The sequence below is a fragment of the Mesorhizobium sanjuanii genome (genome assembly GCF_002529485.1).
In the GTDB taxonomy this organism is placed as follows: Bacteria; Pseudomonadota; Alphaproteobacteria; order Rhizobiales; family Rhizobiaceae; genus Mesorhizobium; species Mesorhizobium sanjuanii.
Window position 1 is genome coordinate 1 of the sequence record NZ_NWQG01000261.1, and the last position, 13,566, is coordinate 13,566.

Here is a 13,566-nt window from a genome sequence, read left to right on the forward strand (position 1 = left end):
GCTTCGGAGTGTGCAAACGGCACGCTGGAACCTGACCGGTTCGGGCGCGCAGGAGAAGGTTTGGCGTCAGCGCGCCAGAAGGTTGGATTTGATGAACACCACATCCGCGTTCAACACCGCCGGCGCCCGCCCGCTGCAATTCCCCATACCGGCCAATGTCTATGCCGAAACCGTCGTCTCGGTGAAGCATTACACCGACCGCCTGTTTTCCTTCCGCATCACCCGGCCGCAGTCGCTGCGCTTCCGTTCCGGCGAGTTCGTCATGATCGGCCTGCCCAATGCCGAGAAGCCGGTGTTCCGAGCCTATTCCATCGCCAGTCCTGCCTGGGATGACGAGCTGGAATTCTTCTCGATCAAGGTGCCGGACGGCCCGCTGACTTCCGAGCTGCAGAAGATCCAGGTCGGCGACACAATCATCATGCGCCAGAAGTCGACCGGCACGCTGGTGCTGGACGCACTGACCCCGGCCAAGCGCCTGTTCATGATCTCGACCGGCACCGGCATCGCCCCCTTCGCCAGCCTGCTGCGCGACCCCGACACCTATGAGAAATTCGAGCAGGTGATCCTGACGCACACCTGCCGCGACAATGCCGAACTCACCTACGGCCAGGAACTGGTCGCGGCACTGGAGAACGATCCGCTGATCGGCGAACTGACCGGCGGCCGCGTCACGCTATACAACTCGACGACGCGCGAAGAGTCCGAGCGCATGGGCCGCATCACCGCGCTGATCGGTTCCGGCAAGTTCTACAGCGATCTCGGCATCGACAAGCTCAACCCCGAGACCGACCGCATCATGATCTGCGGCTCGATGCATATGCTGAAGGACGTCAAGGAACTGGCCGAGAGCCTCGGTTTCCAGGAAGGCTCGCTGAGCCATCCGGCCAGCTTCGTTGTCGAGCGCGCCTTCGTCGGCTGAGCGGCGGACGCTGCTCCAAAGTCAGGTTTGATCTTTCGGTCAAAAACTGGCTGCTTCGGCCGCCTTTTTACGTTATGACCGCGTGAGAGACTCGTGAAGTACGACTTCGCGGGCTATCTTCGGCATGATCGCTGAACAAAGGGGCAGGAGATGAGCAGCACAATCCGCGAGGCCGGCCTTGGTGGTGGCGCGTCCAAGGTGACGCCACTGCCGGCGCGCGCCGCCGCCAACACGCCCGTACCGCCAGACCATGCCATTGCCCGCAATCCCGGCATGCGGCTCGATCTCGGCTTCATGGAATCGGTGCGCAGCGTCAACCGCTCGGCGCTGGAACGCCGCGTCGCCAGCCTGACCAAGCGGCGCTCGATCAAGGCCGACAACCAGGCCGCCTGGCTGCTGCGCGCCGTCGCCTGCATGGACCTGACGACGCTGAATTCCAACGACACCGAGGAGCGTGTGCGCCGGCTCTGCGCCAAGGCGATCAACCCGTTCCGCCGCGACATCGTCGAGGGCCTTGGCATTACGGGCGAAACCATCCGGCCGGCGGCGGTCTGCGTCTATCACCCGTTCGTTGCCACCGCTGTCGATGCCGTGCGCGGCACCGGCATCCATGTCGCCGCCGTTTCCACCGCTTTCCCGCATGGACTGGCGCCGCTGTCGACGCGCCTGCAGGAGATCGAGGCCTCGGTCCGCGATGGCGCTGATGAGATCGACGTCGTCATTCCGCGCGGCCTGGTTTTCGGCGCCAAATGGCAGGAACTCTATAACGAGATCGTCTCGATGCGCGCCGCCTGCGGCGAGGCGCATCTCAAGGTCATCCTCGGCACCGGCGACCTCGCCACGCTGCGCAATGTCATGCTGGCGTCCATGGTGGCGATGATGGCGGGTGCCGATTTCATCAAGACCTCGACCGGCAAGGAAAGCGTCAACGCGACGCTGCCCGTCGGCCTCGCCATGGTGCGCGCCATCCGCGCCTATTTCGAGGAAACCGGCTATCTCATCGGCTTCAAGCCGGCCGGCGGCATTTCCACGGCAAAAGCCTCGCTCGACTGGCTGGTGCTGATGAAGGAGGAGCTCGGACGGCCATGGCTGGAGCCGGGACTGTTCCGCTTCGGCGCGTCGAGCCTTTTGACCGACATCGAGCGCCAGCTCGAACACCATCTGACGGGTCACTATTCGGCCAATCATCGCCACGCCATGGCATAGGGCTTGGAGCTGGGGTTTTGAACGTGGAGTTCCTTCGCGCCCCCCTCTGTCCTGCCGGACATCTCCCCCACTTGTGGGGAGATTGGCTGTCATCGATGATTTCGCCAATCGCCGACGTTGCAGAACGGCAGCCGACAGGCGTGAAGGCCGATCTCCCCCCTTGTGGGGGAGATGTCCGGCAGGACAGAGGGGGGCGCGAAGGAACGCCTGCCAAGACAAGTATCCGGAGCACCCGATGAACATTCTCGAACGCTATCACGGCATGGAATACGGCCCGGCGCCTGAGGCGCGCAACGAGGCGGATGCGTGGCTTGCCGGGCGCGATTTCGGCAAAGCGCTGTTCATCGGCGGTCACTGGCAAGCCGCCACAAGCGGCAAGACCTTCGAGACCAGCGATCCCTCCTCCGGCAAGCTGCTGGCCAAGGTGTCGGATGCCGGTGCCGTCGATATCGACGCGGCTGTGTCGGCAGCCGCCAAGGCACTGCCGAAGTGGAGCGCCAGCTCGGGCTATCAACGCGCCAAGGTGCTCTATGCCATCGGCCGCGCCATGCAGCGCCACCAGCGCCTGCTTGCGGTGCTGGAATCGATCGACAATGGCAAGCCGATCCGCGAGAGCCGCGACATCGACGTGCCGCTGGCCATCCGCCATTTCATCCACCATGCCGGGTGGGCGCAAGCGCTGGACAGGGATTTTCCTGGTTACAAGGGCGTCGGTGTCGTTGGCCAGATCATTCCATGGAATTTCCCGCTCTTGATGCTGGCCTGGAAGATCGCGCCGGCACTCGCCGCCGGCTGCACCGTGGTGCTGAAGCCGGCCGAGTTCACGCCGCTCACCGCCATACTGTTCGCCGAGATCTGCGAACGGGCAGGCGTACCGATAGGGGTCGTCAATATCGTCCAGGGCGGGCCGGAGGCGGGCGCGGCCATCGTCAATCATCCAGGCATCCAGAAGATCGCCTTCACCGGATCGTCGGAAGTCGGCAAGATCATCCGGAAAGCCACCGCGGGGTCGGGCAAGAAACTGTCGCTGGAACTTGGCGGCAAGTCGGCATTCATCGTCTTCGAGGACGCCGATCTCGACAGCGCCGTCGAGGGTCTGGTCGACGGCATCTGGTTCAACCAGGGCCAGGTCTGCTGCGCCGGTTCGCGGCTGCTGGTGCAGGAAGGCATCGCCGATGCCTTCATCGCCAAGGTCAAGACGCGGATGAGCCGGCTGCGCGTCGGCAGCCCGCTCGACAAGAACACCGACATTGGCCCGCTGGTCGACCTAAGCCAGCTCGACCGGGTCAAGGGCCTGGTCGCGGAAGGGGCGAAACAGGGCGCCATCTGCTGGCAGCCGGACGCGGTCCTGCCGTCTTCCGGCTACTACCATCTGCCGACGCTGGCGACAGGTGTTTCGCCGGCTAATATCCTGGCCCAGGAAGAAGTGTTCGGGCCGGTTCTCGCCACCATGACCTTCCGCAACACCGAGGAGGCGATCGAACTCGCCAACAACACCCGCTACGGGCTGGCAGCCTCGGTGTGGAGCGAGAATGTCAACCTGGCACTCCATGTCGCGCCGCAGTTGAAGGCCGGGGTCGTCTGGGTCAATGGCACCAACATGTTCGACGCCGCCTGCGGCTTCGGCGGCTACCGCGAAAGCGGCTTTGGCCGCGAAGGCGGCCGCGAGGGCATGTTCGAATATCTCGCGGCAAAACTGCCGCTCGGCCCAGCAATCAAGCCGGCGGCGGCTTCGGCCCAACCCGTCGAGAGGTCGGAAGGCGACGCCATCGATCGGACGGCAAAACTGTTCATCGGTGGCAAGCAGGTCAGGCCGGACGGCAACTATTCGATCGGCATTGCCACCGCCAAGGGCAAACTTGCCGGCGAAGTCGGTCTCGGCAACCGCAAGGACATCCGTGACGCCGTCGCGGCCGCCCGCGCCTGCAAAGGCTGGCCGGAGGCTACCGCCTATAACAGGTCCCAGGTGCTTTACTATCTGGCCGAGAACCTCTCCGGCCGCACCGATGAATTCGCGGCGCGTCTCAGCGAACTTACCGGCGCCGGCGCCAAGGCGGCGCGCGAGGAGGTCGAGCAGTCGATCGAGCGGCTGTTCCTCTATGCCGGCCTTGCCGACAAGTTCGAAGGTCGCGTGCATCAGCCGCCGGCCCGCGCGGTCACGCTGGCGCTGCATGAGCCGGTCGGCGTCGTCGGCATCGTGGCGCCGGACAATGCGCCGCTGCTCGGGTTGATCTCGCTGCTGGCGCCGGCGCTGGCCATGGGCAACACGGTGGTGGCCGTACCTTCGGAGAAATACCCGTTGCTTGCCACCGATCTCTATCAGGTCATCGAATATTCCGACGTCCCGGCCGGCGCCATCAACATCGTTACCGGCCGCAGCGCGGAGCTCGCCAGCGTGCTGGCCAAGCACGATGATGTCGACGGGCTCTGGGTCTTCGCCGATGCCGAGACCTGCGCCAAGGCGGAAGCGGACTCTGTTGGTAACCTGAAACGCGTGTGGACCGGCAATGGCCGCAGCCTCGACTGGGCTTCGGCTGACGCGGCGGGCGATGCCTTGCTGCGCCGTGCTGTCGAGGTCAAGAACGTCTGGGTGCCCTACGGCGATTGAGCGATATGCATTGATCGTGTTCGCGCTTGACGCTCGGATGCGTGTTCTTTAACGAGAAAAAACATTTTTATCAGTGAGCGGCGAAGCACAGGTCGCATGATCGCGCCTGACTGGCACATGACGCCTTGGCCGTCCGCCGATAAATGCTGATGACCCGAGCGGCGAGGAGAAAAGCATGGCGGATCTGGCAGGCAAGGTCGTTGTCGTCACGGCGGCGGCGCAAGGTATTGGCCGGGCGAGCGCGCTGGCTTTCGCCAAGGCAGGCGCCGTGGTGCACGCCACCGACATCAACGATGCGCTGCTCGCCGAACTCGGCAAGACAACAGGGATCAAGACCCGCAAGCTCGACGTGCTGAACGATGAGGCCGTCAACGCCGCCTTCGCCGAGATCGGCGTCGTTGACGTGCTGTTCAACTGCGCCGGTTTCGTCCATTCAGGATCGATCCTCGAGATGAAGGATGCCGATCTCGACTTCGCCTTCAACCTCAATGTGCGCGCCATGATCCGCACCATCCGCGCCGTGCTGCCGGGAATGCTGGTGCGTGGCGACGGATCGATCATCAACATGTCTTCGGTCGCCGGCGCCGGCAAGGGTGTGCCCAACCGCTTCGCTTATGGCGTCACCAAGGCCGCGGTCATCGGCCTGACCAAGGCGGTCGCCGCCGACTATGTCGGCAAGGGCATACGCTGCAACGCGATCTGCCCGGGCACCGTCGAGAGCCCGTCGCTGCAGGACCGCATGCATGCGCAGGGCGACTATGAGGCGGCCCGCGCCGCCTTCATTGCCCGCCAGCCAATGGGCCGGCTGGGGACGCCCGAGGAAATCGCCGATCTCGCCGTCTATCTCGCCGGCGCCACCTATACGTCGGGGCAGGCTTATAATATCGACGGTGGCTGGTCGATCTGAGAGGCCTCTGGTCACAACTGGGAGAAAAAGAATGAAACTGCTGCGCTATGGCGAGGCGGGTAGCGAACGCCCCGGCCTCATCGATGCGGATGGAACGATCCGCGACCTCTCCGCCCATGTCGCCGACATCGCCGGCACGACGCTCCATCCGGCCTCGCTGGACATGCTGTCGAAGCTCGATGCGAAATCGCTGCCGGCAGTTTCCGGCAGCCCGCGCATCGGCGCCTGCGTTGCCGGCACCGGCAAGTTCATCTGCATCGGCCTCAACTATTCCGACCACGCCGCCGAAACCGGCGCCACCGTGCCGCCGGAGCCGATCATCTTCATGAAGGCAAGCTCAGCCATTGTCGGGCCTGACGACGACGTGCTGATCCCGCGCGGCTCGGTCAAGACCGATTGGGAGGTCGAGCTTGGCGTGGTCATCGGCAAGACCGCCAAATATGTCAGCGAGGCTGATGCGTTCGATTATGTCGCCGGCTACTGCGTCTCGCATGACGTATCCGAGCGTGCCTTCCAGGCCGAGCGGCAGGGCCAGTGGACCAAGGGCAAGAGCTGCGACACATTCGGGCCGATCGGGCCGTGGTTGGTCACCAAGGACGAAGTAAAGGACCCGCAGGACCTGCCGATGTGGCTGAAGGTCAACGGCAAGACGATGCAGAACGGCTCGACCAAGACCATGGTCTATGGCGTCGCCTATCTCGTTTCATATCTCAGCCAGTTCATGTCGCTGCATCCCGGCGACATCATCTCGACAGGCACGCCGCCCGGCGTTGGGCTGGGCATGAAGCCGCCAGTGTTTCTGAAGGCGGGAGACGTGGTTGAGTTGGGTATCGAAGGGATGGGCACGCAGAAGCAGACTTTCAAGGCGGACGAGTAGGGCGCGCGACACGAGAGGTTCGCGCTGCCCCTCATCCGCCTGCCGGCACCTTCTCCCCGTAAAGGACGGGGAGAAGGGTCAAGCTCCAACGCTGGCCACCCCTCTCCCCGTCCTTTACGGGGAGAGGGTAAGGGTGAGTGGCAGCGCCCACCTACGCAGCAATCTTATTTCAACACCTTGCCATCGGCCCCGAACCGATAGGTCTTCGCCGGATCCGGCGTCGCGTAGAGCGTGGCTCCCGGCTCGGCATTGTAGACGCCGAAGATGCGCACGGTGATCAGCCCGGCCTCCTCGCAGTCGAGATAGAGATTGGTATCGGCGCCAAGATGCTCGGCGTGGACCACCGTGCCCTTCCAGGTGCCGGATTTCGGATCGACGGTCAGATGCTCCGGGCGGACGCCGATGGTCTTGGCCGTCTCGCCCAGTCTCGCGCCATCAACGAAATTCATCTTCGGCGAGCCGATGAAGCCGGCGACGAATTCATTGGCCGGCGAATTGTAAAGCTCCATCGGTCCGCCGATCTGTTCGATCCGACCGGCGTTGAGCACGACGATCTTGTCGGCCAGCGTCATCGCCTCGACCTGGTCGTGGGTGACATAGATCATCGTCGCTTTCAGCCGGCGATGCAGCTGCGCGATCTCCAGTCGCGTGTTGACGCGCAGAGCCGCGTCAAGGTTCGAAAGCGGTTCGTCGAACAGAAACAGCTTGGGTTCGCGCACCACGGCGCGGCCGATGGCGACGCGCTGGCGCTGGCCGCCGGAGAGCTCCGCCGGCCGCCTTTCGAGGTACGGCTCCAACGACAGCATCGAGGAGGCGATGCCGATGCGGCGCTCGATCTCGGCCGCCGGCGTGCCGGCCTGCTTCAATCCGAGGCCCATATTGTTCCTCACCGTCAGATGCGGATAGAGCGCATAGGTCTGGAACACCATGGCGATGCCGCGCTTGGCCGGCGGGGTGGCCGAGACATCCTCGCCGTCGATGACGACGCGGCCCGAGGTTGAATCCTCAAGCCCGGCGATGACTCTGAGCAAGGTCGACTTGCCGCAGCCCGACGGACCGACGAAGACGACGAATTCGCCATCCGTCACTTCGAGGTTGATGCCCTTCAGCACCTCGACCGGCCCAAAAGCCTTTTTCACATTCTCGATGTTCAGCGAGCCCACGGCTTCGTCCCTGTTCTAGAGTTTGACGGCGGCGCCGCTGCGCACGCTCTCGTCGGCGGCAAGGCAGACGGCGAGCGACTTGACCGCGTCGTCCATATGGCGGGTGAGATCGAGGTCCTCGCGGATCGCCTTCAGGACAAAGGCCTGTTCGAGATCGCAGAGATCCTGATGGCCGGGTTCGCCTTCCATCGACAGCATTTCGTCAGGCTTGGCGAACTTGCCGTCCGCACCGGTCGCGGCACTGTGCAGGCGGATGGTCGAGGTCTTGGTGTGGGTGTCGATGTCGTCGGACTTCACACCCTCCTTCATCACGATCGAGACACAGCCATTCGGCGAGATGACGTCCTTCACGAAGAAGGCCGTTTCCGAAATCATCGGACCCCAGCCGGCCTCGTACCAGCCGACCGAACCGTCATCGAACAGCACCTGCAGATGGCCGTAGTTGTACATTGAGGGCGCGATCTCGTCGGTCAGCCGCGCCCCCAAGCCGCGCACCTCGACCGGTCTGGCGTCGGTGATCTGCAGCATCACGTCGAGATAGTGCACGCCGCAATCGACGATCGGCGACGTCGTCCGCATCAATTGCTTGTGCGTCTCCCAGGTGTGTCCCGACGATTGCTGGTTGAGGTTCATGCGGAACACGTAGGGGCCGCCGAGTTTCCGTGCCTCGGCGATCAGCCGGATCCAGGACGGGTGATGGCGCAGGATATAGCCGATCACCAGCTTTTTGCCGTTGGCCTTGGCGGCCGCGACGACGCGCTTTGCGTCAGTGACGGTGGTTGCCAGCGGCTTTTCGACAAAGACATGGCAGCCGGCCTCGAACGCCTTCACCGCATAGTCGGCATGGCTGTCGGAATAGGTGGCGACGCAGGCGACATCGGGTTTTTCGTCACGCAGTGCGTCGTCGAAAGAGCGCCTGATGCCATAGCCCGACAGCCCTTCCGGCAGCGGCACGTCGGAACGGTTGATCAGCGCCGCGATCTCAAAGCCCGGATTGGTGTGGTAGGCCAGCGCATGGCTGCGGCCCATATTGCCAAGGCCGGCGACAACGACGCGAAGAGGTTCGGCCATTTCAATTCGCCTTTTCTTGACTACGGGCTGCGAGAGCCACCAATACGTGTGGCCCGCATTCTTCCGCGACCCGCAGAGCTGCGTCCTCGCTGTCACAGAGGGACAAAAGCCGGAAGCCATAGGCATCGACTCCGCTCTTGATCATCGAAAGCCTTTGTTCGACAGGCAGCGGATACTCAAGATCGAGTGCCTGCGTGAGCATCTTTGATTGCCCGTCTTCCATCACCGAATTGACACGCCAGTGGATGTGACAGTTGGGCACTTTCGGTCGGCGCTCCGGCCCGAGTCGTGTAAACCAGACGGCGGCGTTGAGATAGAATTGCGGTCCCCAGGACGATTTCTGAAGGTTGAGCAAGCAGATCGTCTCCGGCCATTCGCGGTAGTAATTCGTGGCGCGGACGCCTCGAAATCCATAGCGGCTTGCCGTCTCGGCAAGGCTCTGGACGACAATGTCTCGCCCCTCGCTCACTTGACGGCTCCCGACGTGATGCCGCGGATCAGCTGCCGCGAGAAGATGACGTAGAGGATCAGCACCGGCATGATCGCCAGCGAAAGTGCCGCCAGGATCGCGTTCCAGTTGGTGACGAACTGGCCGAGGAAGAGCTGCGCGCCGAGCGTCACCGTCTTGGTCTCTTCCGATGGCGCCAGGATCAGCGGAAACCACAGATCGTTCCAGATCGGGATCATGGTGAAGACGGCAACGGTGGCCATCGACGGCCGGACCAGCGGCAGCACCAGCCGGAAGAAGATCGTGTACTCCGAGAGGCCGTCGATGCGGCCGGCATTCTTCAGATCGTCGGACACCTGTTTCATGAATTCCGACAGGATGAACACCGCCAGCGGCAGGCCTTGCGCGGTGTAGACCAGGATCAGCGCCGTCAGCGTGTTGACCAGCCCGCTCGCCACCATCAACTGCAGGATGGCCACGGTGCCGAGGCGGATCGGAATCATGATGCCGAGCGCGAGATAAAGCCCCATCATCGTGTTGCCGCGGAAACGATATTCCGACAGCGCGAAGGCGGCCATGGCGCCGAACAGAAGCACGAAGAACAGCGAGGCGACGGTCACCACAAGGCTGTTCTGGAAATAGTGGATGAAATCGCCCTGGCCGATGACCGTGGTGTAGCCGATCAGGTCGAAGGTTTTTGGCGTCGGCGGCGTCAGCGGCGCGCCGAAGATGCCCGCGCGGGACTTGAACGAATTCATGATGACGATGATCACCGGAAACAGCGCGATCACCGTGTAGGTCAACAGGATCGCATGGGCGCCGATGGTGCGGGGAAGCGAACGGGTGGCGGTGCTCATCTCTTGCCCCCCCCTCAGAACTGATAGCGACGCAGGCGCGTCTGCACGAGGAAGAGATAGACGCAGACGCCGCCGAGGATGATCAGGAACATCATGGTGGCGATCGCCGCGCCCATGTTGGGATCGCCGACCTGCAGCTGGAAGCCGAAGAAGGCGCGGTAGAGGAAGGTGCCGAGGATATCAGTCGAATAGTTCGGCCCGGCGAGCGCGCCTTGCGCGGTGTAGATCAGGTCGAAAGCGTTGAAATTGCCGACGAAGGTGAGGATCGAGATGATGCCGATCGACGGCAGGATCAGCGGCAGCTTGATCTTCCAGAATTGCGACATGCCGGTGATCCCGTCGCATTCGGCCGCCTCGATCACCTCGTCGGGGATGGAGAGCAGTGCGGCATAGATCAGCATCATCGGAATGCCGACGAACTGCCAGACCGAGATCAGGCTGAGCGTGGTCAGCGCGTATTCTTCCTTGCCGAGCCACGGCGTGAACAGGCTTTTCAGCCCGACGAGATCCATCAGGCTCGGCGCCACGCCCCATAGCGGCGACAGGATCAGCTTCCAGGCGAAGCCGACGATGACGAAGGACAGGATGGTCGGCACGAAGATCGCCGTCCGGTAGAAGGCCGCGAAGCGCAGCTTCGGGCTGGACAAAAGTGCGGCCAGCATGACGCCGATCGGGTTCTGCACCAGCATGTGGATAATGAAGAACCAGACATTGTTGCGCAGCGCGTTCCAGAAATTGACCGACCAGTTGGGGTCGCCGAACAGCGTGCGGAAGTTCTCCAGTCCGACGAAGACCTGATGCTGCTCGATGTTGCGGAACAAGGAGAGTTGCAGCGTGCCGGCCAGCGGCAGGATCATGATTGCCGTATAGACCAGCACCGCCGGGGCCAGAAAGACGCCGATATGCCAGCGGAACGGTCGTTTCGGTGCTGCGGCCATGAGTTCGGTCCCCGCCGTCTCTCGGTTCCAAATGGTGTGATGCTAGATGATGCCTCGATGCATTGCCCGAACCCTCCCTATGCGGGAAGGACCAAGGCTTGCGACAGGTCAGCCAGCCTTTCCCCACAAGGGAGGGTAAGGCCGAGAGGCAGTGCCGACAATCGCAATCTCAAAACCGGTGCAATCTGAATACCGGCCGGGCATATGCCCGGCCGGTCCGTCGCCTGAACTCTTACTTCGCCGGCTTGTACCAGCTGTCGAGACCGTCCTGCAGCTTCTTGGCGGCAGCTTCCGGCGTATCGGTGCCGTTGATGACGTTGGCCGATTCGACCCACGTCTCGTTTTCGAGGTTCGGCGTGCCGCGCGACAGGATCTGGTAGGTCGAGCGGATCGTCGACTTGCACTTGCCGCGCCAGGAAACGAATTCCTGCGCCAGCGGGTCTTCCATTTTCACCGGCGTGTTGTTCAGGCTGAAGAAGCCCGGCAGCGCGTTGGCGTAGATGGAGGCGAAATCGGGCGACGCGACCCAGGACAGGAAGGTCTTGGCCGCATCGGCATTCTTCGAGGCTGCATTCAGACCCATGCCGATGTCGGTATGGTCGGAGATGTAGCAGGTGTCGCCGGCCTTCTCGACCGGCGGCGGGAAGGCGCCCATCTTGAACTGCGCCTGGGTGTTGAACAGGCCGATCTCCCACGAGCCGGCCGGGTAGATGGCGGCGCGGCCGAGCGTGAACAGGTTCTGGCTGTCCGGATAGGTCTGCGCCTCGAAGCCGTCGCCGAGATAGGGCTTCCACTTGGCCAGCTCTTCATACGGCGCGACCCAGTCCTTGTCGGTCAGCTTCTGCTCGCCCTTGATCAGGGCAGCGCGGCCTTCCTCGCCCTTCCAGTAGTTCGGGCCGATGTTCTGGTAGCCCATGGTCGCGGCTTCCCACAGATCCTTTGTGCCCATCGCCATCGGGATGTAGGTGCCGTCGGCCTTGATCTTGTCGAGCGCGGCGAAGAACTCGTCGCGCGTCTCCGGCACTTTGATGCCGAGCTTGTCGAAGGCATCCTTGTTGTAGATGAAGCCGTGGATGACCGAGGCCATCGGCACGCAGAAGCTCGCCTTGCCGTCGTCGGTCTGCCAGGCGGCCTTGGCGACGTCGGAGAAGTTCTCCATGCCGGGCAGCGACGAGAGATCGGCGAGGTTCCCCTTCTTGTAGAGTTCCAGCGACTTGTCGAAGGGGCGGCAGGTGATCAGGTCGCCGGCCGAGCCGGCGGCGAGCTTGGCGCCCAGCGCCGCGTCATATTCGGTCGGCGCCGAGGGCGCGAACACCACCTTGATGCCGGGGTTCTTGGCTTCGAAAGCCGGGATCAGCTTGTCCTTCCAGATGGCAAGGTCGTCGCCGCGCCAGCTTTCGATGTTGAGGGTTACGTCTTGGGCACAAGCGACCCCGGCAGAGCCGAGAATGCTGGTGCCGAGAAGCAGTGCCGTCAGTAGTTTCGTTGTCATGCTCAGTCTCCCTGTTGACCTTTTTCAGGTTCGGTTTTGATGAGAACAGAGGCATTGCGCCCCTTGCTCCCCTCGCGAGCCCGTTTCACCCCGATGGAAATCGGATTGAAACAGGCTCTACTTCTTTGTTCGAGCATGATCTTTTCCGAAAAGCGGTTTCCACTTTTCGGGGTCATGCTCCAGCGCGGAAAGCGCCGGTCGCAGCTTCTGGCCGGTCCCTTCCAGTATCTTCCGCGCCTCGTCGGCGCTGGCGGCACCGGCGGCGAGCAGAATGGCGGTCTTGACGGCGCCGCCGCTCTTTTCGAGCAGGCGCGCCGCATCGTCCCTGCCGCGCCCCGAGATGGCGGCGACGATGCGCGCCGCGCGGTCGCGCAGCTTGATGTTGTCGGCCATGAGATTGACCATATAGCCGTCGTGAACGTGGCCGAGATGGATGGCGGTGAGCGTCGACAGCATGTTGAGCGCGATCTTCTGGGCGGTGCCGGCGCCCATGCGCGTCGAACCGGCGATCAGTTCCGGCGGCGTTTCGAGCAGGATGGCGACATCGGCCAGCCGCAACAGCGGCGCATCGCTGTTGTTGGCGATGGCGATGGTGGCAGCGCCGCGCCTGCGCGCCTCCTCAAGCGCCCTGACCGCATAAGGCGTCGAGCCGCTGGCCGAAACGGCGATCAGGCAATCATCCTTGCCGATGCCGGCAGCGGCGACCGCGACTGCTGCTTCGCCGATATCGTCCTCCGGACCACCGGCCAGCGTCCTGAAGGCTTCGTCGCCGCCGGCGATCAGGATGGCGATGCGATCGCGCTTGATGCCGAAAGTACCTGGCAGTTCCAGCGCGTCGGCCAGCGCCATCAGGCCCGAGCTGCCGGCCGCCGCATAGGCGAGCTTGCCGCCGCCGTTCAGCCGGCCAGCAATGATCCCGGCCGCTTCGGCTATTGCCGGAATGGCGCCGCGCACGGCCTTGGCCGCCTCGATCTGGGCATTGGCCAATGAGGAAAGGATGGCGTCCGGGGCCTGGATATCCAGCCCCTCGGCATTCTGGTGATGCGCTTCTGTGCGCTTCTCGGCCATACCGTTCCCTCC

12 protein-coding genes are annotated in these 13,566 nt (G+C 63.4%); 5 read left to right on the plus strand and 7 right to left on the minus strand.

From position 1 onward, the window contains the following. Positions 1-91 precede the first annotated feature (91 nt). The 5 genes from CN311_RS29995 (at position 92) to CN311_RS30020 (ending at position 6,517) form a co-directional block, all read left to right on the plus strand. Positions 92-919, plus strand: coding sequence for a ferredoxin--NADP reductase (locus CN311_RS29995; RefSeq protein WP_097577218.1), 828 nt, complete (start codon positions 92-94; stop codon positions 917-919). A 150-nt stretch (positions 920-1,069) separates the two neighbouring features. Continuing rightward, positions 1,070-2,125, plus strand: a complete 1,056-nt coding sequence (deoC, locus tag CN311_RS30000; RefSeq protein ID WP_097577207.1) for a deoxyribose-phosphate aldolase — start codon at positions 1,070-1,072, stop codon at positions 2,123-2,125. 235 nt (positions 2,126-2,360) lie between these two features. Continuing rightward, complete coding sequence (locus tag CN311_RS30010) at positions 2,361-4,733, plus strand: aldehyde dehydrogenase family protein (RefSeq protein ID WP_097577208.1); 2,373 nt, start codon at positions 2,361-2,363, stop codon at positions 4,731-4,733. A gap of 175 nt (positions 4,734-4,908) precedes the next feature. Then, positions 4,909-5,640 (plus strand): SDR family oxidoreductase, encoded by a 732-nt coding sequence (locus tag CN311_RS30015; protein WP_097577209.1) that lies wholly within the window; start codon positions 4,909-4,911, stop codon positions 5,638-5,640. A 31-nt stretch (positions 5,641-5,671) separates the two neighbouring features. Continuing rightward, complete coding sequence (locus tag CN311_RS30020; RefSeq protein WP_097577210.1) at positions 5,672-6,517, plus strand: fumarylacetoacetate hydrolase family protein; 846 nt, start codon at positions 5,672-5,674, stop codon at positions 6,515-6,517. Between the two features lie 164 nt (positions 6,518-6,681). Here CN311_RS30020 and CN311_RS30025 read toward each other — a convergent pair whose 3' ends face one another. The 7 genes from CN311_RS30025 to CN311_RS30055 form a co-directional block, all read right to left on the minus strand. Continuing rightward, positions 6,682-7,680, minus strand: a complete 999-nt coding sequence (locus CN311_RS30025; protein WP_097577211.1) for an ABC transporter ATP-binding protein — start codon at positions 7,678-7,680, stop codon at positions 6,682-6,684. Between the two features lie 15 nt (positions 7,681-7,695). Further along, a complete protein-coding gene (locus CN311_RS30030) occupies positions 7,696-8,751 on the minus strand; it encodes a Gfo/Idh/MocA family protein (RefSeq protein WP_097577212.1) in 1,056 nt (351 codons plus the stop codon). Between the two features lies 1 nt (position 8,752). After that, the gene (locus CN311_RS30035; protein WP_097577213.1) at positions 8,753-9,220 is read right to left on the minus strand and encodes a DUF4304 domain-containing protein; all 468 of its coding nucleotides are present in this window, start codon (positions 9,218-9,220) and stop codon (positions 8,753-8,755) included. Continuing rightward, complete coding sequence (locus CN311_RS30040) at positions 9,217-10,056, minus strand: carbohydrate ABC transporter permease (protein ID WP_097577214.1); 840 nt, start codon at positions 10,054-10,056, stop codon at positions 9,217-9,219. The genes CN311_RS30035 and CN311_RS30040 overlap by 4 nt, the downstream gene beginning before the upstream one ends. A gap of 14 nt (positions 10,057-10,070) precedes the next feature. Continuing rightward, the gene (locus tag CN311_RS30045) at positions 10,071-10,994 is read right to left on the minus strand and encodes a carbohydrate ABC transporter permease (RefSeq protein WP_097577215.1); all 924 of its coding nucleotides are present in this window, start codon (positions 10,992-10,994) and stop codon (positions 10,071-10,073) included. 232 nt (positions 10,995-11,226) lie between these two features. Next, positions 11,227-12,486: an ABC transporter substrate-binding protein gene (locus tag CN311_RS30050; RefSeq protein WP_097577216.1), complete on the minus strand. Its 1,260-nt coding sequence runs from the start codon at positions 12,484-12,486 to the stop codon at positions 11,227-11,229. Between the two features lie 117 nt (positions 12,487-12,603). Further along, positions 12,604-13,554 carry an N-acetylmuramic acid 6-phosphate etherase gene (locus tag CN311_RS30055; protein WP_097577217.1) on the minus strand — a complete coding sequence of 317 codons (951 nt, stop codon included), beginning with the start codon at positions 13,552-13,554 and terminating at the stop codon, positions 12,604-12,606. Positions 13,555-13,566 lie beyond the last annotated feature (12 nt).

Coding starts and splice junctions, on each gene's coding strand:
- CN311_RS29995 (WP_097577218.1), top strand. CDS start 92: ATGAACACCACATCCGCGTTCAACACCGCCGGCGCCCGCCCGCTGCAA.
- CN311_RS30010 (WP_097577208.1), top strand. CDS start 2,361: ATGAACATTCTCGAACGCTATCACGGCATGGAATACGGCCCGGCGCCT.
- CN311_RS30040 (WP_097577214.1), bottom strand. CDS start 10,056: ATGAGCACCGCCACCCGTTCGCTTCCCCGCACCATCGGCGCCCATGCG.
- CN311_RS30030 (WP_097577212.1), bottom strand. CDS start 8,751: ATGGCCGAACCTCTTCGCGTCGTTGTCGCCGGCCTTGGCAATATGGGC.
- CN311_RS30055 (WP_097577217.1), bottom strand. CDS start 13,554: ATGGCCGAGAAGCGCACAGAAGCGCATCACCAGAATGCCGAGGGGCTG.
- CN311_RS30020 (WP_097577210.1), top strand. CDS start 5,672: ATGAAACTGCTGCGCTATGGCGAGGCGGGTAGCGAACGCCCCGGCCTC.
- CN311_RS30050 (WP_097577216.1), bottom strand. CDS start 12,486: ATGACAACGAAACTACTGACGGCACTGCTTCTCGGCACCAGCATTCTC.
- CN311_RS30045 (WP_097577215.1), bottom strand. CDS start 10,994: ATGGCCGCAGCACCGAAACGACCGTTCCGCTGGCATATCGGCGTCTTT.
- deoC (WP_097577207.1), top strand. CDS start 1,070: ATGAGCAGCACAATCCGCGAGGCCGGCCTTGGTGGTGGCGCGTCCAAG.
- CN311_RS30015 (WP_097577209.1), top strand. CDS start 4,909: ATGGCGGATCTGGCAGGCAAGGTCGTTGTCGTCACGGCGGCGGCGCAA.